This is a genomic window from Aquimarina algiphila (assembly GCF_007489275.1).
Lineage (GTDB): Bacteria > Bacteroidota > Bacteroidia > Flavobacteriales > Flavobacteriaceae > Aquimarina > Aquimarina algiphila.
Window position 1 is genome coordinate 1 of the sequence record NZ_VLNR01000092.1, and the last position, 21548, is coordinate 21548.

Here is a 21548-nt window from a genome sequence, read left to right on the forward strand (position 1 = left end):
CAAGTTATTTAATACACACACTTTTGGGGGTGGGTCAATTTAAACAAGAATAGGTGGGTCAGTTTAAATAGGATTTACTGGGTCAATATAATAGGAATAGGTGGGTCAGTTTGGCAAGAATTTCCACTAAGCCCAAAAGACCTAATAATAGATTTTCAAACATTTTGAAAGACAATAAGTCAAGGAATGGAAAAACGATACTAGAATAGTATGAAAATCTATTTTTTTCGTTCAATTTTAAAGCCAATCCGCTCCCTATTTTGTTGCTCAATCTGTACTTGGTCTTTTTGAAGTAAATAATTCAATGCTTGGTGAATATCTTTAAATTTTACATTCATTTCTTTTTCTAGTTTAGCAATATTTTCTTTAAGGTTACCATAATCGGTAAGATGATGCCGTAGCGCAACAAAGGCTCTCATAATGGCAATATTTACATCAATTGCCTTGTCGCTATTGAGAACGCTAGAAAGCATAGCCACGCCTTGTTCTGTAAAGGCAAAAGGAGTGGTCGGACTAAATTTGATGTTCTCTGGAAGGTTGTCACAATTTGTGATAACCTCTTTCCAAACTTCCTTTGAAAGCTGAAACATGAAGTCTACCGGAAATCGTTTTAGGTTACGTCTTACGGCTTGTTTAAGTACTCTGGTTTCCACTTCATAAAGTTCCGCGAGGTCAAAATCAAGCATTACTTTGTTACCTTGAATATGGTGGATTTTATTTTTTATTATAGATAGTTCCATTGTCTTTGTTTTTTTGGATATGGTATCACAATCTGTGATATCAAATTCTTGTTTTTTTGTTTATCGTAGTTTTTAATAAATTTTGCTTTTTTGGCTTCTTCATATAATTTTCAAATGACTGTAAGCCGTATCCGTATATTCTAAACCCTTTTTGGAATTAGCTTTCAGCTTTGCCCTTAATTGTAACATATCCTTACTGATTTTCTTTTCAATGACCCTGGCATATTTTTGGGTCGTCGATAATTTGGTATGGCCCAACAATTTTGAGACTGTTTCGATAGGGACATCGTTTAAAAGTGCGACGGTAGTTGCAAACGTATGTCTTGCCACGTGAAAGGTCAGGTTCTTTTCAATATTACACAGCTTGGCTATTTTCTTGAGGTATTGGTTAACCTTTTGGTCGCTGAATACCCGTAAAAGCGAATAATTGTTTTCAATGGACGGATAACTAGCATATTTTTCAAGAATCGCTTTTGCTTCATCCAACAATGGCAACTTTACGGGGGTATTAGATTTTTGACGTCTGACCATAATCCATTGCTCACCATCAATTCCGTTCATAATATCCTTATTGTTCAAATTTTTCACTTCTATGTAACAGAGTCCAGTATAGCAGGAGAAAACGAATACATCCCTGACCAAACACATACTTTCGTTTGTTATGGAAAGTGTAGCCATCGCATCAAGCTCGAATTGCTCTAAAAATGGACAATCGAATTCTTCATACTTCAGTTCATACAATGCAAACGGATTTGCCTTAATCCAACCATGCTTAAAGGCGAGTGTCGTAAATTTTTGTAAGCGCTCCAAATGCTTCATAATACCATTGTTGTTCAATGGTTGGGATTTACATAGTGGAGGGCAAGTGCGGAGGTAATTTTCGAATTTGACTATAAATGAATAATCTATTAACGCCAATTGGATATCGTCCGACTTGAATTCCTTTTTGATAAAACGGACTATATATTTTTCGGTTGCGCCATAGTTTTTTATGGTACCCGGAGCTAGTTTTCCCGATTCCTCCTTCCTATGGTATTGAATAACGTCCCTGAATGTTAAAATCGCCTTATCCTTACCTAAGTACCGTTGCTTTATAGCTAGTGCGGTAATTGACCTACCTTCATCCTTGAGCTGTTTATAGGCCTTTTTGATTCCAGAATTTATATTATCCAGAATTTCATTGATGTACTTTGCATTCTTTGTCCTAATCTTTGCACGGCAGGCAATAGCGCACCAATGCTCCTCCAAAATAGATTCTTTGGCACTTACATCAATAGGGATACTGTCTATCCAAATCCGGGCATATATGGGAATGGTCCCATCTTTTTTGATTGAGGTCTTTTTCAACCAAAAACGGACGTTAAATGTGTGTGAAGTTGTCATTACTTTCGTTTTTGATTATTAAATCAGTTAAACGAAAGCCAAATCGCCTCGAAAGTCAAATACGGGCTGTGAACTGTAAATTTAGGAATTTATTCCCTAAAAAACAGGACACGAAATAGGACACTAAGAGATTTGCTCTCAAATGGAAACAAAAAAAACCAGTAAAAATGTATTTTACTGGTTTTCATTAATTTGCGTATTAAAAATTTAATTTTAATACCCTATTTGTCGGGGTGGCAGGATTCGAACCTGCGACCTCCGCGTCCCAAACGCGGCGCGATAACCGGGCTACGCTACACCCCGAAAAAAGGTTATCCTTTTGAGGCTGCAAATATAAATAAATCATTTAATATAAGGCCAAATAAAATTGAAGAAAATAATGTATGAATTTACTTTTAGCATATCGTAATGCATAAACAATTCAAAATATAGAGGTTGGAGTACTTAATATCGATAGTATAAGATAAAAAAACCCTTGTAACATGCACAAGGGTCTCATTCATATAAATAAAAGTATGAGTTTATACAATTATGCATGATAATAACGTTCTCTGTAAATTTTTCCATCTCTCCATTCAGTTACTACGGTTTGCTCTGAAAGCATAGTACTGCCATCTTTTAATTTTAATTCCATTATTGCGTCATAAAAAGAATGGTTACCATTGACAGCATAATTGTTTACATCATATCGAATAAACTCTGTAAGTTGATTATCTATAAAATCTTGTTCGAACTTAACATTAAATGCTTTTCCTTTTTTTGGTGCATCATTAGCTTCTTGTAATTCTACATCATCATGTAAATAAGTTTCCATCGCTTCTATAAATTGTCCTTTTGATAGTAATTCATGAACATGTTTTAAGTTTTTCTCAATTGTACTTTCCATTTTGTAGTGTTCTTTATATTAATTTTTTAGTAGAATACCTACTCTTATAATTTGATATGGTAAAGATGCGTTGATATTCGTTGCTTCAAAATGTAGTTTTTACCCTAATTCTTGTCGATTTTTCCCTGTATATAAAAAACATAATGTTCTTTGGTATTATGAGTAATTTAATTCTAATGCTTCTATTTTGTGAAATACATAAACGAAATCTTTATGATGAAAGTTGATGTAATGAATTTTTTGAATTTTGGCTATTTAAATAAGTTATTGTTAATTTTTTAACTATAAAATAAATAAATTATTAACAATCAAACGTTTGCGTAAAAAAATGGTTATAAAATGCCGTTTTTTTTTCGAAATCTTTATTACAACGTTTGAGAAACTATTTAAGAAATAGATTATCAAGTAGTTACTTATTAATCAACAAATAATGTATTATGAAAAAATTATTTTATTTAGGGCTTTTATTGGCTTTTTGCATACCTAGAATCGGTATTGCTCAGTCCAATAAGAACATACCATTTACATGGGAGAATGCAACGGTATATTTTGTACTTACCGATCGTTTTGAAAATGGAGATACTTCTAACGACTTTTCTTATGGAAGACAAAGAAATGGTCCACCATTAAGAAGTTTTGAAGGTGGAGATCTTCAAGGATTAATCAATAAAATTGATAGTGGATATTTTGATGACTTGGGAGTGAATGCACTTTGGGTTACTCCACCGTATGAAAATATACATGGTTCTATTGGTGGAGCGGGGTATGCTTTTCACGGATATTGGGCAAAAGACTGGACGACCATAGATCGTAACCTGGGAACAGATGCTCTTTTTAAAACCTTTGTGGATAAAGCTCATGATCACGGTATTCGAATCATTATGGATGTGGTTTTAAATCATGTAGGACCCGATAATTCTAGCGATGAATCATGGCCATCAGAATGGGTTCGTCGTGAACCTACTTGTAATTTTCAAGGACCAGGAGGTAGTATTCCCTGTGAATTGGTTGATAATTTACCAGATATAAGAACAGAATCAAATGGAAATGTTTCAGTTCCTGGTTGGTTACTTAATAAATGGAGCCAGGAGGGGAGGAGACAACAAGAAGAGAACGAATTAAATAATTTTTTTAACAGAACAGGTTATCCAAGAGCTCCAAGGTTTTATATAATGAAATGGCTAACTGATTATGTTAGAGATTATGGAGTAGATGGATTTAGAGTAGATACAGTTAAACATGTCGAAGAGTTTGTTTGGAAAGAGCTAGAAACAGAGGGTTTAATTGCCTTAAGAGAATGGAAAAATAATAATCCAGATAAAAAATTAGATGATTTAGATTTCTGGATGACAGGAGAAGTATTTGGTTATTCTGCACCAAGTATGGGAAGAAGATTTACTGGAGATGGTTTCAATGTAGATTATTATGATAATGGATTTGCTAACCTTATTAATTTTGAATTTCGGTTTAATGCCAATGACGGATTAGAAAGTATTTTTAGTAGATATGATAATCTTTTACAAAACCAACTGGGAAATGGTAAAAGTGCTATGAATTTTTTGGCAAACCACGATACAAATGAAGTTTTTGATAGAAATAGAACCAGAACTTTTGAAGCAGGAACCAAATTATTATTAACTCCTGGACCTGCACAGATTTATTATGGTGATGAAACTGCAAGAACTTTAACTCCTGGAGGCGGAGCTTCTGGCGATGCTACACTACGTTCAAATATGAATTTTAATGAATTAAATAACCCTAATTCTAAAGCAGCTCTTACCTTAATACATTTTCAAAAGTTAGGCAAGTTTAGAAGAGAACACGTTTCTGTTGGTGCAGGAAAACATACTAAGTTACAGGATACTCCTTATACCTTTAAGAGAGAATATAATAATGCGGGAATTACAGATAAATCATTGGTATATACAGGAAATGATGATGATTTCTCTGGCGGGTTGAATGTTTTTGGTATGTGGCCAAATGGAACAACTTTAAAAGACTACTTCTCTGATAAAACAGCTGTAGTATCTGGAGGTAGTGTTAACTTTGGAACCTCTTTTGGACTGGTATTGATAGCAGAACCTTTAACGATTTCAAATTCAGCATCTTTATCTGTATCTCCCGCCTCAGGTTTTTATACAAGCGCGGTAAGCGTAGAGATGACAGCATCAACTACAACTCCGGGAGCTTCAGTAAATATTTTTTATACAGATGATGGAACTACTCCTTCTTCTTCTAGTATAGCCTATAATAACTCGTTTACGATAAGTGAGAATACTACTATAAAAGCGATAGCGATAGATTCAGAAGGGAATCAATCTTCAATAATCACAAGAGATTATGTATTTGGAGGTCCTTTTGATGTGTATTTCAAAAAACCAACAGGCTGGTCTTCGGCTTTTATTTATGTATTTAATCAAAGTACAGGAGCAGCCATACCAGGGTTCCCGGCTTGGCCTGGAGTTGCTATGGAAACCGTAAGTGATACACCGTGGTATAAGTATAACATTGATCAAAATGTTCAGGTTGGTATTGTATTTAATGATAATGGAGGTGCTCAGACTGATGATTTAACCAGAATTAAAAATGGTTGGTATGATAATCAATGGTTTGATAATTGCCCGGGAGACTGCCCGGATCTTATTGAGTTGCCTGTAGTATCAGTATCTCCTGCTTCTGGATCTTTTAACGGAAGTGTAGACGTGTCTATAGATGCAACAAATTCGGGATCAATATTCTATACTTTGGATGGGTCAATGCCAGATAGTTCAAGTACTCCTTATACTGGTGTTTTTACCATATCTGCAGAAGGTAGTACTGTGGTCAAAGCTATTGCAATTAATACTGCAGGAAATTCTTCTATAGTAAGCAGAACCTATACTATTGAAAATGTGTCTGGATATACTGTTAATTTTAAAAAGCCAAATAATTGGAGTACGGCTTACATTTATTTGTACGATAAAAATGCCAATACAGCAATCCCGGGATTTCCTGGCTGGCCAGGGATACAGATGTCAAAGTTAGGTAGTTCTCCTTGGTATGCATATACTATTGATCAAACTGTAGAAGTTGGAATTGTGTTTAACGATAATGGAGGAGCGCAGACCGATGATTTATTTAGAACAACAAGTGGCTGGTATGATAACCAATGGTCAGATACGTGTCCTAATGAATGTCCAGATATTGTGGATACTTCGTTTATGGTATATTTCAAGAAACCGAACAACTGGAACACAGTTTATATTTATATTTATGATAAAAACGCAAATGATGCAATACCTGGATTTCCAGCTTGGCCAGGAATACAAATGTCTAAATTAAGTAGTTCTCCGTGGTATAAATATACTATAGATCAGACTGTAGATGTTGGTATTGTGTTTAATGATAATGGAGGAGCGCAGACTGATAATTTATTTAAAACAACAAGCGGATGGTATAACAACCAATGGTTTGATAATTGCCCTGGAGAATGTCCTAATTTAAATGCTTTAAATGGATCTTTTTCTAATATAACCTCAGATAATGATAGACTAAACTTTATAAGTGCATGGCCAAATCCTTTCAAGGAAACGCTATCACTTTCGTTTACAAAGAATGTGAATAAGAATAATTTAAAAATAGAAATGTATGATCTTTCTGGAAAATTAACTAATGTAGTTCCTGATAAGAGTACCAAAGAAAATATGGTAACGATACAAACGTCCAACCTTTCCAAAGGAATTTATTTGCTTAAGATAACTTCTGATGACAATGTAAAAATGATAAAAGTCGTTAAGTAATCTATTATTTTTTAGATATAAAAAACCTGTTGAGGATATTATTTTCTGAGCAGGTTTTTATAAGATAAAAAGATTATACCAATAATCCTTTTTCAAAAGCAACACGAATCAGACCTGCAGTATTACGCACTCCCATTTTTAGAATCAAATTACTTCGATGGGCTTCTATCGTTTTTACAGTTATAAAAAGTGTTTGTGCTATTTCTTCATTTGTATGTTCTTTAGCAATTAATTGCAATACTTCTTTTTCTCTTCTGGTTAATTTTGGTATAAATGAAGAAGATTTTACACCGATACTTTCGTTCAATAATTTATTTTTTAAGATAGATGGTAGATAGGTTTCTCCTTTATGTACCGTTTTAATGGCTTCTTCTAATTCATCTTTTGAAGTATTTTTTAGCAAGTATCCTTTTGCTCCATTGCGTATCATATTTTTTATAAAACCCGTTTCACTATAATTGGATAGGCCTATGATGGATATATTGGGGTATGTCTTGGTAATACGTTTACATAATTCAATGCCATTGATGTCTGGTAAATTTATATCTAATATCAGCACATCATAACTATTGTTTTGTAAGTTTTTCAATAATTCCTGCCCTTTCTTATACGTAGCCTTTACTTTAATACTATTAGAATCCTCAAGCATAGTTTCAAGTCCCCTTAGTACCATTGTATGATCATCCAAAATCGAAACTGTTATCATTTTTTAAATTTTATCAAGATATATTTCTATGTTGAAGGAAGTTCCTTCAGCACTTGAATGAATATCTAAGTTAGCATTTAAGAGACTGACTCTTGATTTTATATTCTGCAATCCTATTCCGTGACTTTTTACATCAGGATCAAATCCAATTCCATTGTCTTCAACAGTAATATGAAGTTTGTTTTCATAACTATTGATTTGTATCAAAGCTTCGGTAGCATTAGCATGTTTTATGATATTATTTGTGAGTTCTTGTATGATTCTGTAAATAACAGTTTCTTTTTCCTTTTCAAGTTTGAATTGTTTTCCAAAATATTGAAAGCTTGTATTTAAAGGATTAGAAGAATTGATTCTATCACAAAATTGTTGTATTACTTCGATCAGATTAAAATTTAACAAGGAAGAAGGAGCAAGATTATGCGAAATTCTACGTACTTGCTCTACTGTATTATCAAGCATTTGAATAGCCTCATGATGTATGATTTTTTCTTTTTCATTTAACTTAGAAGGTGCTATAGAGGTAATTTTATATTTAATTGCAGATAAATCACCATTAATGCCATCATGTAAGTCTTGAGCTAATCGATTACGTTCTTTTTCCTCCCCATCAATAAGTGATTCGAGTTTAATTACTTCCTGTTGATGTTGTAAGGTTATGATCTCATTATTCTTTATTTTCTGACGTTGTCTATAGATAAAAAGTAGCAAAATGAACCCTAGTATTGCTGATAGTATTGATAACGTTAAATAAATTTGATGTTTTTCTTTTTTTAGTAACTCATTTTCTTGTGTTTGGATTCTAAAGTTTTGATTTACAATTTCCTCATTTTTTTTGGCTAGCTGATATTTCTGATCCAGATCATAGGCAGTATAGATGTGTTGCCTGGTATTAATCTTTTCTTTTATTTTAAAGTATTGATTTTGTTCATAATAACTTTTTTCAAAATCTTTGACTTCTGCCCAATACAATGATGATAATTGATGAAAGGTTTGTTTTAAATTAAGATCACTGATATTTGGGATTAGTAAATGTAATTTTTCTATAAGTACACGTGCTTCTTTCCATTTTTTTTCATGAACACTATACTTCAATTTTGCTAAATAAAAATCGAATAAGGTACTGTTAGTTATTTTTTTGTTTTTGATATCGGTGACATCTAATACTGGTATCTTATGAGGTTTTCCTATTTGTCCATTCAATTTGAAAAGTAAAACCTCTATTTGTACCTTATAGTTGGGTAAATCTTTATTTTTAATTAGGTCTAAAGCTTTATGGGCATATAATTTAACTTCTTGATATTGCTTTAGAGCAAGTAAAATATTTCCTTTTAAAATATAAGCTTTACAGGTAGCGATAGTAAGGTTACGTGGATCTTTAGAAAAATAATGAAGTGATTCATTGATGTAGTTTAATGCCTTTTTCAGATCATTAACTTTATAAAAGTTTTCAGTTAAGATTAAATAAGAGACTCCTAATTGAAAATAATTATCTTCTTCAATTAAGCCTATTCTTTTGAAAGAATAATGTAATGAAGAATCAATTCTTCCTGCTACTGAATGAGATGCTTCTTTTTCATTATAAAAATATCGTAAACTTCCTTTAGATACGGTATCTGATATGTACAATCTATTAATTTTGTTTAAGGTATAAAAACAAGAATCTAATTTACCTTCATCTCTTAGCGTTTTGGCGAGATATGAATTTGATTTTATCAATTCACTATAATGGTGATATTTTTCATAAATAGAAATGCCTTTTTTCACATTAATTTTGGCATTACGAATGTCTCGCTTAAATCTATAGAGTGTCGTTTTTGCATCGTAAGCAATAGCCATATAAATACTATCCTTATTCTTGATGCCGTAAAGCTCCATACTATCTGTTATTTCCAAAGCTTTTTTGTAATCAGATTGATCTAATGACTTTCGTAATTGATATTCCATTCTTTTTTTTGAGGTAGAAGTGTCAGTATTGTTAATATGTTGCGCAGATATTGTGTTAAAATTTAATAACACAAACGTCCAACATATATGAATATAACTCAGTCTCATTATCAATATAATTAGCTGACAAAATAGTAGGGGTTACATTAAAGATACATATCTTCTTATCCAATTAAATCCTATTTGCTAGAGGATTTTACCCCTTTTTGTGAAAAGAGATAGAGATTTTTAAGGTATAGTTAAATGTAGAAGAATTAAACGACCTGTTTTTTTAAAATAAACAGGCCGTAAAAAAGGTTTTGGAATCAATTTTATGATTAGAAATTAACACGAGAATAACTGAGGCCTTCTGCATGGTAATAATCCCACCCTGTTTCAGTTTGATTGTCCATCCATAAATTTGGATCTGATAACAAGAATGCGCCATTACTATCAGATGTTGCAGGTACAGTTTGGTCAGATTTCCATATTGCGACGTCAAATGACTTGACAAACCAATTATTAGTACCTCTTAATCTAAGATGCGCTTCATCTACTTCTATCCAGGATATAGCAGTATTATTAAACTGAAGATCGAAAAGATAAACATCGACTTGATCTGTATTTCTATCATCACCATTATCCAATGCTAAATATCTAGTGATGCGTCTTCCCTGGTCATGAACAAATTCTACTTTGGCCATTACATCACCGTTAGTATCATGATTAGGTTGCGACCCTGTATGAGTAATTATTTCATATATTACATGAGTACTTACTCCCTTATTTTGGTTAGCATTTTTATTCACATATTCTTTAACCTTTTTTTTCCATTTGAGCTCGTTTTCTTCTTTACTTAGATTTTTATCAAAACTCATATGAAGTAAAGGTTGTTGGATTTCTTCATTCTTAATATCCAAAACTTGATCATGATTACCGGTTTCACTTGTAAATTCTTCTTCATTAAACTCAACGATTTCTGTCTTTACTCCTTCTTTTTCGCAAGCAATAAATACGATTCCTAACAGTATTGCTAAAATTGACATTTTAAAAATTGATTTTTTCATAATAAATAGTTTTAAGATTTTCCTACTCTTTTGATATGGGTTTTCAGATTCCCCCTTACATACAAATTTGTGTTTGCTAAATTACTGTTGTTCAGCGCTTTGTTTGTGAGTGTAAAACCTAGGATTTAAAATCTAGGGTTTTCCCTAGGTTGGTAAAAAGGATATGGATAAAAGTTTATGGATTTTGGGGTAAAACAACAGCTTTTTTTCTTTAAAAAACCGTGTTTAGATCGTATCTTTATAGCATAAAAGAAACTTCCGGGAAAACAATCTTTTTTTAGACATATGTAACCAAGGTTACTTAGTATTATGATGTCTAAGAGTATATTTATACAATAAAAAGATTAAAAAAATAATCTATGGAAAACCTTGATGCTGCAAGACTTCAAATGGCATTTACTCTTATATTTCACATTGTTTTTGCTTGTATTGGTATGGTAATGCCTTTTTTTATGGTCGTATCCCATTATAAATGGTTAAAAACTAAAGATAAAATCTACTTAACGTTGACTAAAGCATGGCAAAAAGGAGTTGCCATATTTTTTGTAACCGGTGCCGTTTCAGGAACAGCTTTATCATTTGAATTGGGATTGCTGTGGCCAGAATTTATGAAACATGCAGGACCAATTATCGGAATGCCTTTTTCATTAGAAGGAGCAGCTTTTTTTGTAGAAGCACTGGCATTGGGTTTTTATTTATATGGATGGAATAAATTACCCGAGAAATTTCACTGGTTTACTGGTGTTATTATAGGAATATCTGGAGTAGCTTCAGGAATTTTGGTGGTAGCGGCTAATGGATGGATGAACGCACCAAGTGGATTTGATTATATAGATGGCGAATTTTTGAATATTGATCCTATTAAGGCGATGCTTAACCCCGCATGGTTTACTCAAGCATTGCATATGACTCTTGCGGCGTTTACGGCAACAGGTTTTGCAGTAGCTGGTATTCATGCTTATCAGGTGTATAAGGGGAGAAGAGTAGAATTGCATAAAAAAGCATTTAAGATAGCAATTACATTTGGAGCAATAGCTGCAATATTACAACCAATAAGTGGTGATATCTCTGCAAAAGATATTGCAGAGCGACAACCTGTAAAATTAGCAGCCATGGAAGCTCATTATAATACCGAAAAAGGAGCTCCTTTATATATTGGCGGAATAGTAGATACAGAACACCAAGAAGTAAAGTATAAGATCGCAATCCCAGGGATGTTATCTTTTCTGGCTTTTGGAGATTTTGATGCAGAGGTAAAAGGATTGAATGATTTTCCTGAAGATGAACGACCAAATGTTAGTATAGTACATTATGCTTTTCAGGTTATGGTGGGTATAGGAACGTTGTTATTGTTTGCTGGGGTTTTATATTTTGTTTCTTTGAAGAAAAAAAAATGGTTTACTACCAATAAGTATTGGTTACTTTTTGTGATGCTGGCTCCTATGGGATTCATTGCACTGGAAGCGGGGTGGATTGTAACCGAAGTAGGAAGACAACCCTGGATTATTCATAAAGTAATGCGAACAAAAGACGCAGTCACTCCTATGCCTGGTATAGTTTTTAGCTTCTATACTTATGTTGCAGTATATACAATTTTATCAGTAGCGGTAACCTGGTTAATGCTACGACAAATAAGAGTTCTTAATTCCTCAAACTAAACCTATAAATATGTTATATGTCGTTTTGTTTTTCTTGATATTTTCATTGTATCTCTATGTAGTTCTTGGTGGTGCTGATTATGGAGCCGGTATTGTAGAGCTTTTTTCTTCTGAAGAAAATCAAAAAATTACTAAGAAAACTATCTATCGTGTAATGGGACCTGTATGGGAAGCAAACCATATATGGATCATTATTCTGATTGTGATTTTATGGGTAGCATTTCCTGTTTACTATAATATCATGGTAGTCAACCTACATATCCCATTAACCATTGTATTGTTAGGAGTTACACTAAGAGGAGTAGCATTTGTTTTTAGACACTATGATGCGGTAATTGATAATTCGCAGAAATTATATGATACCATGTTTAAGATTTCTAGTCTTATCACTCCCATCTTTTTAGGGATGGTCTTTGGCGGACTGATAAGTGGTAAAATAAAAGTAGTAGATGATGTTACTACCTTAACTTTTTATGAGGCTTTTGTAGCGCCCTGGTTTAATATATTTAGCATATTAATAGGATTGTTTTTTGCATCTCTCTGTGCGTTTTTATCTTCGGTTTTATTAATCGGAGAATCAGAAAAAGAAAATATTTATATCAGAAAAGCGGGAATTGCCACGATCATTGTTTTTGCAATAGGATTACTGACTTTTATATATGGGTACAGTTACGATTATATCTTTGTACATGATTTTATTAAAAACCCGTATTCAATAACGGCGATGTTATTTTCTGGACTATTATTAATACCTCTTTGGATTACTATTAAAAAAGGAAGAAGAATATTAAGTCGTTTTTTTGCTGGTCTCCAGGTATTTTTAATTTTGTTGGCAGCATTATTAGCTCATTTTCCCGGAATTATTCTTTTGGATGAAGGGAGCGTTAGTATATTAGAAAATATAGCTCCGGATAGCGTAATAAAAGTTTTAGGAATAACACTTATCATTGGTGGTACTGTGATTTTACCAGGATTATTTCATTTACTAAAATCCTTCAAAATGATAAAAATTTTAGAACAAAATAACAATCCGTCTATATAATTTTAAAGTTATTATCCGTCACACGTAATTTTGAAAAAAGATAATTATGTTTTCTCGAGAGATAAACAAATTCTTTTTCTCTCGAAGTACTTTTTTGCTAGCATAAAAGCTTAAAATATATTTAGAAATTATATTTTCCTGTAAAAAGGCAGAGCTATCCCATTAGTATGCAAAATCATTTTCTCATGTAGGGTAGAGAGGATTCGAACTTCCGATCTCTGGTCCCTAGATTACTATATTTAAACTGATTATCAATTATTTAACTTTGTAAAATATAAAAATGATATACTCTACATTGAGATATTGAAAGAATATTACATTTATCCCTTAGTTATTAGTACACCCCAGATAAAAACCCCTATACCTAAATAAAACCCAATAACAGTGAGCCCATAGAATAACTGAGGAAATCGTCTGACACCTTTATTATTTCCTCTTATAATCTTTCTTGTTGCTATATCCTGATACCAAATACCGCACCCTATAGATATTAATAAACTAATCCAAGAAAATTTTAATTGCCAATTTGCAACGTTCATTATTGAAATAGTCTCTTGTACGCCAATTATATCTCTATAGAATACTATTGGAAGAATTAAAGACGCAACTGCCATTTGAGTAATATACTTAATGATCGACCTGAATTCAGACATCATCCTTATATATTGTTTTTTTTCATTTTCACCATTGTTCATAATAGCACAAGATATGAGAGGGTTAGTACTTAACTTTGCAGTACATACTAAGCTGAAATTCTAGAGGAATTTTCAGAGTATGTAAAACAAGTATTTACTTATTGCCATTGTTAGGCACGATTTTAATAATTCCACATTGCTATGGGGTTTTTTTTCTGTTCGTGCATATCTCCACCGCTAATTCTGTCCCAAAATCGGCCTCCCACGATTTGTTCAGCGTCATATGTGACAACTAAATAATCTTCTAGATTTCCGTCCAATTCTTTATTCTCCATTTCAAAAGTCCAAAGTTTTAGTTTACCTCTTTTATCTTCTGCTAATACACTCTTAATAAATGCGTGAGGAATAGGAATATCTATTCCGTAATCATCATTTTTATCTCCAATTGTTTCAATCAATCTATCAAAATAAAATACAGGGCAGGTTAGAACATAAGTTTCTAATATCTCATCTTGATTATTTAATGTTCTGGTTGCTTCTTCCAAATTTTTCCAAATTCTTCTATTAAAATTTGGTTTTTGTGGAGACATATTTGACATTAAAAAAGTTTCACTATTTTGAATTTCCAAAATGTTGCTATTAGCACTTGCGACTAAGTGTCCTCGATCGTATCCGCTTCCTACATAGGGGTTTAAACCAGCTCGAAATCTTTCTGGTATTCTTGTATCTGCACGAAAGTTATTCATTCTTTCTACTTCACTAAGAAGATAATCATTTCGGTTTATTATTTCTAAAGCCCATTTTGCTTGTCTGAAATACCAAGAATAGCCTATTGTAAAATATCTGCCTATTAAAATTTCGTCGCAAACTGGCGCTCCATATCTAAGTTCTCTTTGAATGTGAAATGGATTGTTCATATCTGTTTTGGTTTTAGATTATTAATTATAATTCGGTTACTGAAATTGTGCCTAACTGTTTGTACAAAAAGCAGCGAAGCTATCCGTAGGATGTCATTTACTATACACTTAGTTAGGCAAAGTTTTATTGATTGATTTTTATTGTTTCAATTTCTTTCTTGAATTTTTCTAAATTCTTTATTTCTAATTCATTTAAGTTTTCAAGTTTTAATTTGTTTTGACCGAGTTTTTTCAAAACTAAAAAATCGTTGAAATCAGATAAAGAAATGTTGTCTTTTTTAAGGCTCATAAAATCATCAATTTCTTTGTTTGTGAACCCTGGAGATTTTGGAGGGTTATTCAAAGAGATAACAATCCCTTTGCTAATATTAAGATTTGAACTTTTAATTGAATCAAAATAGGTTGAATATGTAGGGTGAATATTATGATCTGCTTTGATTTTATCTATAGTATTAGAAAATATTACCATTGATTCGATATCTCCTTTTTCTTTGGCCTTTGCTATTAATTCCGAGAGCACAAAGCAAGTTGTATTAATATCGGATTGGTCAATATTTTGGGAGTTTAAATACATCGTATTCATTATGAATAATGTAATAATTAGAAGATGTGTTTTCATACCATAATTATTTTACTCGTCCAGGGCTTTTCTCAGGCCCATTAATTTTTATTCCTATTTTATCTGAGTCTTCAAAATTTGGAAAATCGTCTTTACTTTTAATAGTACTAATTATAAGGAATGCACCTAAAATCATCGCGACTATACCTGGTGAAGCAGTAACAAGACTGGCTGTTATTCCAGCACCTTCCAAATTTAAGGTGGTTTGTCTTTTTAAAGAATAAAAAGCAACACCTATACCTAAAAACATTAAAGCAAATCCAGAAAATAACCCCACAGAACGTTTTATCATACTTAAATGCATCTGATAGGCATACACCTTGTATTCTAAATTCAAATCCGCCTTGTTTTCAAAGACTCCTTCTTTAAACCAATTAATATTATTAATTAAAAAAAAGCCTATTGCAATTAAAACTATACTACTTGCTATAGTTAAAAACCAGGGGATGTATTTTTCCCAACTTGTTTGTTCTTTCATAATTTCAATTTTGCCTAACGGTCTAGTGTATTAGTAGTAGCGGATTTCTGTTTACAAACCTTTGGGTTTTGCACTAACCTTTGTTTTTATGTTTATACTTTCATTTTATCACTTAAACCGCTATTATTACTTATACGACGTGTTGTAGCCAGTTATTCTTTATCTTCCAATGTTAATCTGCCAAGTATATCATAATTTTTATTTTCCAGATTGGTTTTGATCTCATCATCAATCTTCATCAATTTATCTATCAACTCACTTTGTAGCTCAATTATTTTTTTTGCTGCTTCTTCTGGTTTAGTTTCTTTCAATCCTAAAATAGGCCTAATTCTATTCGTATGAATACGGACGACTTCTCTTCTAACTCGATTGAAAGCGTTTTTTGCTGCTACAGTGCTTAACAGTTTGTCTAAGTTTGCAAATACTCTTTCAATTGCCGTTATTAAAAGTACAACGGCTCCTATTATTTGAACAATAATATCAGCATCTTTCAAAAAACCAGAAGCTATAACAATTCCACTAATTACAACTATCAATTTTAAAATTGTTGCCGTGTATTTTCTCGTTTTAGTTGTTTTATCTAAGTTTTCAACTTCAGTATCCAAGTTTACTAGCCATTCTTTGAATTTACTATTAGAGAATTCCAATTCTTTCTGTAGTCCCTTATTGATATTCAGTATTTTAGTCATAGATTTATTTTTTAAGCTAACATAGGTGGTTCAATATTTATTTTTCTCTGCCATACATCACCAGATTGATTCTGAATAATGAGTTTCATATGGCCTTTCTTTTTTTCAAAAATTGAAGGGCTAGCATTAAAGAAGAACTTTTTGCCAGAAATTAATGGGAATTTTCCACATTCATCACAGGGTTTCAGTTCTGGTGGTCTCGGTGGTTGTGTAAAACATAAGATAGAGAGTTCCATTTCACTATCAGAATGTGCAATCAACGAATTTTGTTGATTTGCAAATAATCGAATATTTTCCAGTTCAACTTTCAACATACTTTATTATAATTTTATTTTTAAGCTTATTGCGTAAAAAGATTGCTCTTCGAAATTCTTCGTTGGATTTTCACCATTAACATAGTCTAATCCAATTTTTGCTGATTTCTTATCGTCATCAGTTTTAAAGAAGATATAGTTAAAACTTGTAGTAAAGTACTGATGCTCTGAAGTGTTTAGGCTTTGGATATTTTCACTAAAATTATAACGATATTGCCAATCAACATTGAATTCAAATCTGTTTTTTAACTTTTCATTTATAGGAAATAATAAGATGTTTGATGAAATCCTAAAATATCCACGATAGATATTACCTTCATCAATATTTTCTTCTGTTGATATTCTATTTTCATTTTCTAAACCTAAGTATGGCGTGTAAACAAATTGAAACAACTTACCAAAGTTTACAGTTGTATTAGGCAGCCAAAAATATTTCGCTTCGAGTGCTTTTCCTTTAAACAATGGCGTAAAGTATATGTTTCCTTGAAATGAAGATATGTCTTTTATATTATCATTATTGTACTTAATGGATGAGATCAATACTGGTGTCCAACCGTTCGTGGAAATATCTGAAGTTTGCCATTCAAGGGCTAGTCCTGTTTGAAAATTATCTTGTTCTTTGTCAATTAAGGTATTTCTATGATATTCTATGTATGGGGAAAGAGTAAGGACTTTTTTTGTTTTTGGTAAAACATTTATTCCTACTGCACCATTTATTAACCAAGAAGCTTCTTTTTCCTTAGGGTTTGAATAGGTTATTATTGCAGGTTCAGCTTTGTCATTTTTACTCTGGAATGACTTTCTTAATGTAACTTGATTGAAGAAACTACCTTTATTTTCTTGGGCTGTTGTGATGAAGTGATAAATATAAAATGTAATCAATAGTATAAGTTTTTGCGACTTCATATTTTTGATTTTATCAATTTGATACAATCTGATACTTTGGTGAGTTTTTCACACTCCTGCACAGTTACTGCTTTTTTGGAATCCAAATCCTTCACAATTCTTTGAAAATAAAACTTTAACGATTTTTTATGGTAGTTAGTTAGACCTAAATCGGTTTTTAAATTATGGGAGAGGGTTATAAATTCAATCTCAAATCCGCTCAAATCAGAAAGTGCTTCTTTAACTTTTCTAGTTATATACTTTTCAGGATTATCCTTTGATATAACAAGGGTAACTAGTTCAGAAAGTTTGTTTATACCACTATTACCCAAAGCTTCTTCAAACTTATTCAGTTCTTCTTTGTTGAAGGTTAGTATTATTTTCTGTTTCATTTTCTACTGGTATTATTTTCTCAATGATATTGAAATAAAAAATTCAATTCAATCCCTAGTATTGGGTATTTTTAATTGGTTAAAACAATTGGATACAATTACCCTAGTAACTACATGCTAAATATGGTAGATATAAGCTATCATGACAACCATATTCTTAACTATAAATACCAATTATGACAAATGCAGGGGTGCTTAATATATTTAAAGTTTGGGAGGGATTTCATTATCTAAAACAATAGATAACTGAATTACGTTAAAATCAAAAAAACCTCACAACAACACTTGTAAAGTGTTGATTATGAGGTAATTTTTGACTAATTTATTAAAATTAGTTAATTGAAATATTAATTTAATTTTTCCTTAACAATTTAAAGTAGTCCTTACTTGTAAAAAGGAATAATTAAATTAGAAACCACCGCCAAAACAATTTTCTGCAGTTAAACTGATAAAACGAGCTGGACTAACTTCCCCATCTTGAACAGCCTTAACGGAAACAACATATTCTCCTGGTTGGCTAACTTTTAATAGTGCTGTATTTGGACTTATTGGGCTTTTCTCTAAATCAGTCCCAAATACAGTTGGAGAAATAGACCATATGTAATCTGATACACAATCCACATCATTCACCCTAAGTACATTTGCTGTAGTGTTTATACAAAAATCACCATTGACAGGGTTTGACCCTAAAAAATTATCAAAAATTATTAGGCTAGGTGTGGTAAGTGGTTGAGGATTACATATACAAGGAGGATAACCTTTTGTTGGTGTTACATCGCAATCACATATACTACCTGCAGTAGTAACATAAAAAGTATCAGTACATCCATTACCCGTTGTGAATGTTATTTCACCACAAGTGAATGATGGTTTTATTTCTATAGATACCTTCCTAGATCCGCCAATTCTAGATTTCTTTTTCCAAAGGTCAGGATTATCAGGATTAAGGCTAATTATACCACGAGTTAATGATAATAATGTCAAACTAAAACTTACTACAGTACCAGGTGTTACAACTGTAGCCCCAGAGATAGAATATCTACCAGATGAACTCTTAGCATCAGATTCTTTAATTTCGATAGAAGTTAAACCTTGATCATTGGTAAGTTCATCGGCACTCTTTTTTTCGCAAGAAACAAGTAGAGTAATAATGGTTAATAAATAAATAAGTTTTTTCATTTTTTGAGGTTTTAAGTTAAACACAAAATTGTGAGTTCAGTATTTAGTGTTTTAACTCAAAAAAATGATACCCTATATTTTAAAAATTAATACCGATATATGATTGACAATGATTAAATATATAAACTAAAAGACTAAAATTTCATATTCCACTGGTTGGGTTATTTCTTCAATACTACCAATATATGCTTTACCTCTTAATCTATCTACAGTATAACAATCTAGTAACCCATTTGGTAACGATATTGCATAACTACCTCACTTTTCATCATTACGCACTCAAACCATAGCTCTTTTACTATAGACAAATTACTACTATTGATTTTAACAAAATTTTAGAGGTAACGATTTGATACACTAATACATTAAAGGAGAATTCACAATACTATTGTCAATAGTAAATTAATTATTAACCCTTAAATATTATTAAAAATGAAAAGTTTAAGAAGTTTATCAGAATTTTAAATTCCTAAAAAAGAATTAAAATTCATTAACGGATCAGGCGGGACAAACGGTTGCTTAAAGTCATGTTCTGAAGCATGCGATATAGTTGACACATCTTCTAGATCTGACAACTTTGTGGGAGAAGGAGGCTCTGATGATTGTAAAAAAACATGTAAAGAGTTATGTGGTGTTGCATAAACTTATTCATATAGATAAGCAAATGCAGAAGTTAAAATCTTAAAATCAAAAGAAATGAAAAGAATCTTAGAAAAAAACACGAATTGGACCGAAAGGACTTTGAGTCGAAATGAACTAAAACAAATAAACGGTGGTGCGAATCATGATTGCTATGATGACTATAATAGTGATTTTAATTATTGTATTGAAACAGATGGTGTTCTTTATGGAGTTTTCACCGATTCAGATGGACAAATCTGTATTGACAAAGGCGCTGACTATTGTGCAGCTTAAACTTTGAATTTATTTTATTATGATACTCCACATGGGCTGATTCGTTTTGTAAATCTGTCCAGTGGATTATCTTACCCAGAAAATTCTTATTGAACCATTTGAAGAAATGCTCTACAGATCGAAAACCGTCATTGATTGCTAATTGTTCTATACTCCGTAGACTAAGAAATACTCTGGTAAAAGAAGCAAACGAGTATCCATTAAAATATTTACTGAGCTAATTGATAGACATAAGAATTTTGAATGTGATGATATTCTATATTACTTTAATGATAATAGTGGGGTTTGAATGTCTCAATATGTAGATTAAACTTGCCCTAATTTGGATCTTATACTATAAAAAACCTCCTGAATTTCTCCAGAAGGTTTTTTACTAAATTTTAATTAGAAACCTCCTATGCCTCCGCCATTACAATTTTCTGCAAATAAAACATACTGTTCTGTTCTCTGTCCAGCATTGTTAGATGTAACAAGTCTGACGACATATTCTCCTGGTTGTTTAATAATCACAACAGCTTCATTTCTCGATGGAAGAATTGTTGCTAGATGAGTTCCACTAGGAGTAATTGACCATGAATAACTTGAGCAAGAATCTAATGGAACTGATAAAGTATTATCAATTGTATTAGTACAAATACTATTTCCTCCTAAATTTCCTTGAACATATCCAGGAGGCACTGGAGTACCAAACCGCGAATCAATTGCTTCCGGTGCAGGAGGTGTAGTAATACAAGTACAATTATCCCCAGTACTTATATCTATAGAAGTTTCACATGTTTCACCAAAATCATTACTCAGATTCACATTAAAAGATCCACATTTAAAATTTGATCCGAAAAATATCCTGGCTGTTATATTTCCGCTAGCGTCAGGTGCAGTAACACCGGCAAACCTCCAAATGCTACTATCATCTGTATCAAGCCTGAGAGTACCTCCATAGACTTGGGTATTCCTGATTATATATGTTTCAAACGTATTGGGCTGTACAATTGTAGGTCCAGAAATAAAACAATTAGATGAATTCTTTTGAATAAAGTTTTCTGAGCCATTTGCTTTAAGATAAATAGTAGTTAAATTTTGATCATTTGTAAGTTCATCGTTACTATCTTTTTCACACGAAATGAATAGAGTAGTAACAAATAGTAAATAAATAAGTTTTTTCATTTTTAAGGTTTTAAGATTAATTATACTTTTTAATATTCAATTACTAGTGTGGAGATTCCTATGAAATTGACCCGGGTATTCCTGTTTAAATAGAGCATAGCAAAACAGTTCCCAAAAGCGTGTTTATTTCAGTGTTAAAATTACGATTTTTTTCTTTTTCTTCTCATCGACTCTCCT

General features: G+C 32.0%; 20 protein-coding genes and 1 tRNA gene. 4 read left to right on the forward strand and 17 right to left on the reverse strand.

Features of this window, described 5'->3' with window-relative positions; genetic code table 11:
- Positions 1–218: 218 nt before the first annotated feature.
- The 4 genes from FOF46_RS27765 to FOF46_RS27780 all read right to left on the reverse strand — a co-directional run bounded on the left by FOF46_RS27765 (position 219) and on the right by FOF46_RS27780 (position 3009).
- The gene (locus tag FOF46_RS27765; protein WP_143918744.1) at positions 219–740 is read right to left on the reverse strand and encodes an ORF6N domain-containing protein; all 522 of its coding nucleotides are present in this window, start codon (positions 738–740) and stop codon (positions 219–221) included.
- A 99-nt stretch (positions 741–839) separates the two neighbouring features.
- A complete protein-coding gene (locus tag FOF46_RS27770; RefSeq protein ID WP_143918745.1) occupies positions 840–2123 on the reverse strand; it encodes a site-specific integrase in 1284 nt (427 codons plus the stop codon).
- A gap of 228 nt (positions 2124–2351) precedes the next feature.
- A tRNA-Pro gene (locus FOF46_RS27775) sits at positions 2352–2426 on the reverse strand.
- A gap of 226 nt (positions 2427–2652) precedes the next feature.
- Positions 2653–3009: a hypothetical protein gene (locus FOF46_RS27780; RefSeq protein ID WP_109438227.1), complete on the reverse strand. Its 357-nt coding sequence runs from the start codon at positions 3007–3009 to the stop codon at positions 2653–2655.
- A 437-nt stretch (positions 3010–3446) separates the two neighbouring features.
- Here FOF46_RS27780 and FOF46_RS27785 point away from each other — a divergent pair, with 437 nt between their 5' ends.
- Positions 3447–6788: a starch-binding protein gene (locus FOF46_RS27785; RefSeq protein WP_143918746.1), complete on the forward strand. Its 3342-nt coding sequence runs from the start codon at positions 3447–3449 to the stop codon at positions 6786–6788.
- A gap of 73 nt (positions 6789–6861) precedes the next feature.
- Here the strand turns inward: FOF46_RS27785 and FOF46_RS27790 are convergent, their stop codons facing one another.
- The 3 genes from FOF46_RS27790 to FOF46_RS27800 form a co-directional block, all read right to left on the reverse strand.
- On the reverse strand, positions 6862–7494 hold the full coding sequence (locus tag FOF46_RS27790) for a response regulator (protein WP_109438229.1): 633 nt from the start codon (positions 7492–7494) through the stop codon (positions 6862–6864).
- Between the two features lie 3 nt (positions 7495–7497).
- Positions 7498–9438, reverse strand: a complete 1941-nt coding sequence (locus tag FOF46_RS27795; protein WP_167571968.1) for a sensor histidine kinase — start codon at positions 9436–9438, stop codon at positions 7498–7500.
- Positions 9439–9755: 317 nt separating this feature from the next.
- A complete protein-coding gene (locus tag FOF46_RS27800; protein ID WP_143918748.1) occupies positions 9756–10484 on the reverse strand; it encodes a hypothetical protein in 729 nt (242 codons plus the stop codon).
- A 359-nt stretch (positions 10485–10843) separates the two neighbouring features.
- Here FOF46_RS27800 and FOF46_RS27805 point away from each other — a divergent pair, with 359 nt between their 5' ends.
- Entirely contained in the window at positions 10844–12142 is a 1299-nt protein-coding gene (locus FOF46_RS27805; RefSeq protein ID WP_109438232.1) for a cytochrome ubiquinol oxidase subunit I, read from the forward strand.
- 10 nt (positions 12143–12152) lie between these two features.
- Complete coding sequence (locus FOF46_RS27810) at positions 12153–13184, forward strand: cytochrome d ubiquinol oxidase subunit II (protein ID WP_143918749.1); 1032 nt, start codon at positions 12153–12155, stop codon at positions 13182–13184.
- A gap of 320 nt (positions 13185–13504) precedes the next feature.
- Here FOF46_RS27810 and FOF46_RS27815 read toward each other — a convergent pair whose 3' ends face one another.
- The 9 genes from FOF46_RS27815 to FOF46_RS27855 all read right to left on the reverse strand — a co-directional run bounded on the left by FOF46_RS27815 (position 13505) and on the right by FOF46_RS27855 (position 19292).
- Positions 13505–13879, reverse strand: coding sequence for a hypothetical protein (locus FOF46_RS27815; protein ID WP_143918750.1), 375 nt, complete (start codon positions 13877–13879; stop codon positions 13505–13507).
- A 122-nt stretch (positions 13880–14001) separates the two neighbouring features.
- Positions 14002–14736, reverse strand: a complete 735-nt coding sequence (locus FOF46_RS27820) for a DNA/RNA non-specific endonuclease (protein ID WP_109438235.1) — start codon at positions 14734–14736, stop codon at positions 14002–14004.
- Positions 14737–14860: 124 nt separating this feature from the next.
- A complete protein-coding gene (locus FOF46_RS27825) occupies positions 14861–15355 on the reverse strand; it encodes a hypothetical protein (protein WP_143918751.1) in 495 nt (164 codons plus the stop codon).
- A 7-nt stretch (positions 15356–15362) separates the two neighbouring features.
- Positions 15363–15833 (reverse strand): hypothetical protein, encoded by a 471-nt coding sequence (locus FOF46_RS27830; protein WP_109438237.1) that lies wholly within the window; start codon positions 15831–15833, stop codon positions 15363–15365.
- A gap of 152 nt (positions 15834–15985) precedes the next feature.
- A complete protein-coding gene (locus FOF46_RS27835; protein WP_109438238.1) occupies positions 15986–16522 on the reverse strand; it encodes a hypothetical protein in 537 nt (178 codons plus the stop codon).
- Between the two features lie 11 nt (positions 16523–16533).
- The gene (locus tag FOF46_RS27840) at positions 16534–16833 is read right to left on the reverse strand and encodes a hypothetical protein (RefSeq protein WP_143918752.1); all 300 of its coding nucleotides are present in this window, start codon (positions 16831–16833) and stop codon (positions 16534–16536) included.
- A 9-nt stretch (positions 16834–16842) separates the two neighbouring features.
- Complete coding sequence (locus tag FOF46_RS27845; protein WP_143918753.1) at positions 16843–17742, reverse strand: hypothetical protein; 900 nt, start codon at positions 17740–17742, stop codon at positions 16843–16845.
- The gene (locus tag FOF46_RS27850; protein WP_143918754.1) at positions 17739–18113 is read right to left on the reverse strand and encodes a hypothetical protein; all 375 of its coding nucleotides are present in this window, start codon (positions 18111–18113) and stop codon (positions 17739–17741) included. The genes FOF46_RS27845 and FOF46_RS27850 overlap by 4 nt, the downstream gene beginning before the upstream one ends.
- A gap of 408 nt (positions 18114–18521) precedes the next feature.
- Positions 18522–19292: a hypothetical protein gene (locus FOF46_RS27855; RefSeq protein ID WP_143918755.1), complete on the reverse strand. Its 771-nt coding sequence runs from the start codon at positions 19290–19292 to the stop codon at positions 18522–18524.
- Between the two features lie 696 nt (positions 19293–19988).
- On the opposite strand from FOF46_RS27855, the gene FOF46_RS27860 reads away from it, so the two are divergent.
- Positions 19989–20207, forward strand: coding sequence for a hypothetical protein (locus FOF46_RS27860; protein WP_109438244.1), 219 nt, complete (start codon positions 19989–19991; stop codon positions 20205–20207).
- 384 nt (positions 20208–20591) lie between these two features.
- Here the strand turns inward: FOF46_RS27860 and FOF46_RS27865 are convergent, their stop codons facing one another.
- A complete protein-coding gene (locus FOF46_RS27865) occupies positions 20592–21371 on the reverse strand; it encodes a hypothetical protein (RefSeq protein WP_109438245.1) in 780 nt (259 codons plus the stop codon).
- Between the last annotated feature and the right edge of the window lie 177 nt (positions 21372–21548).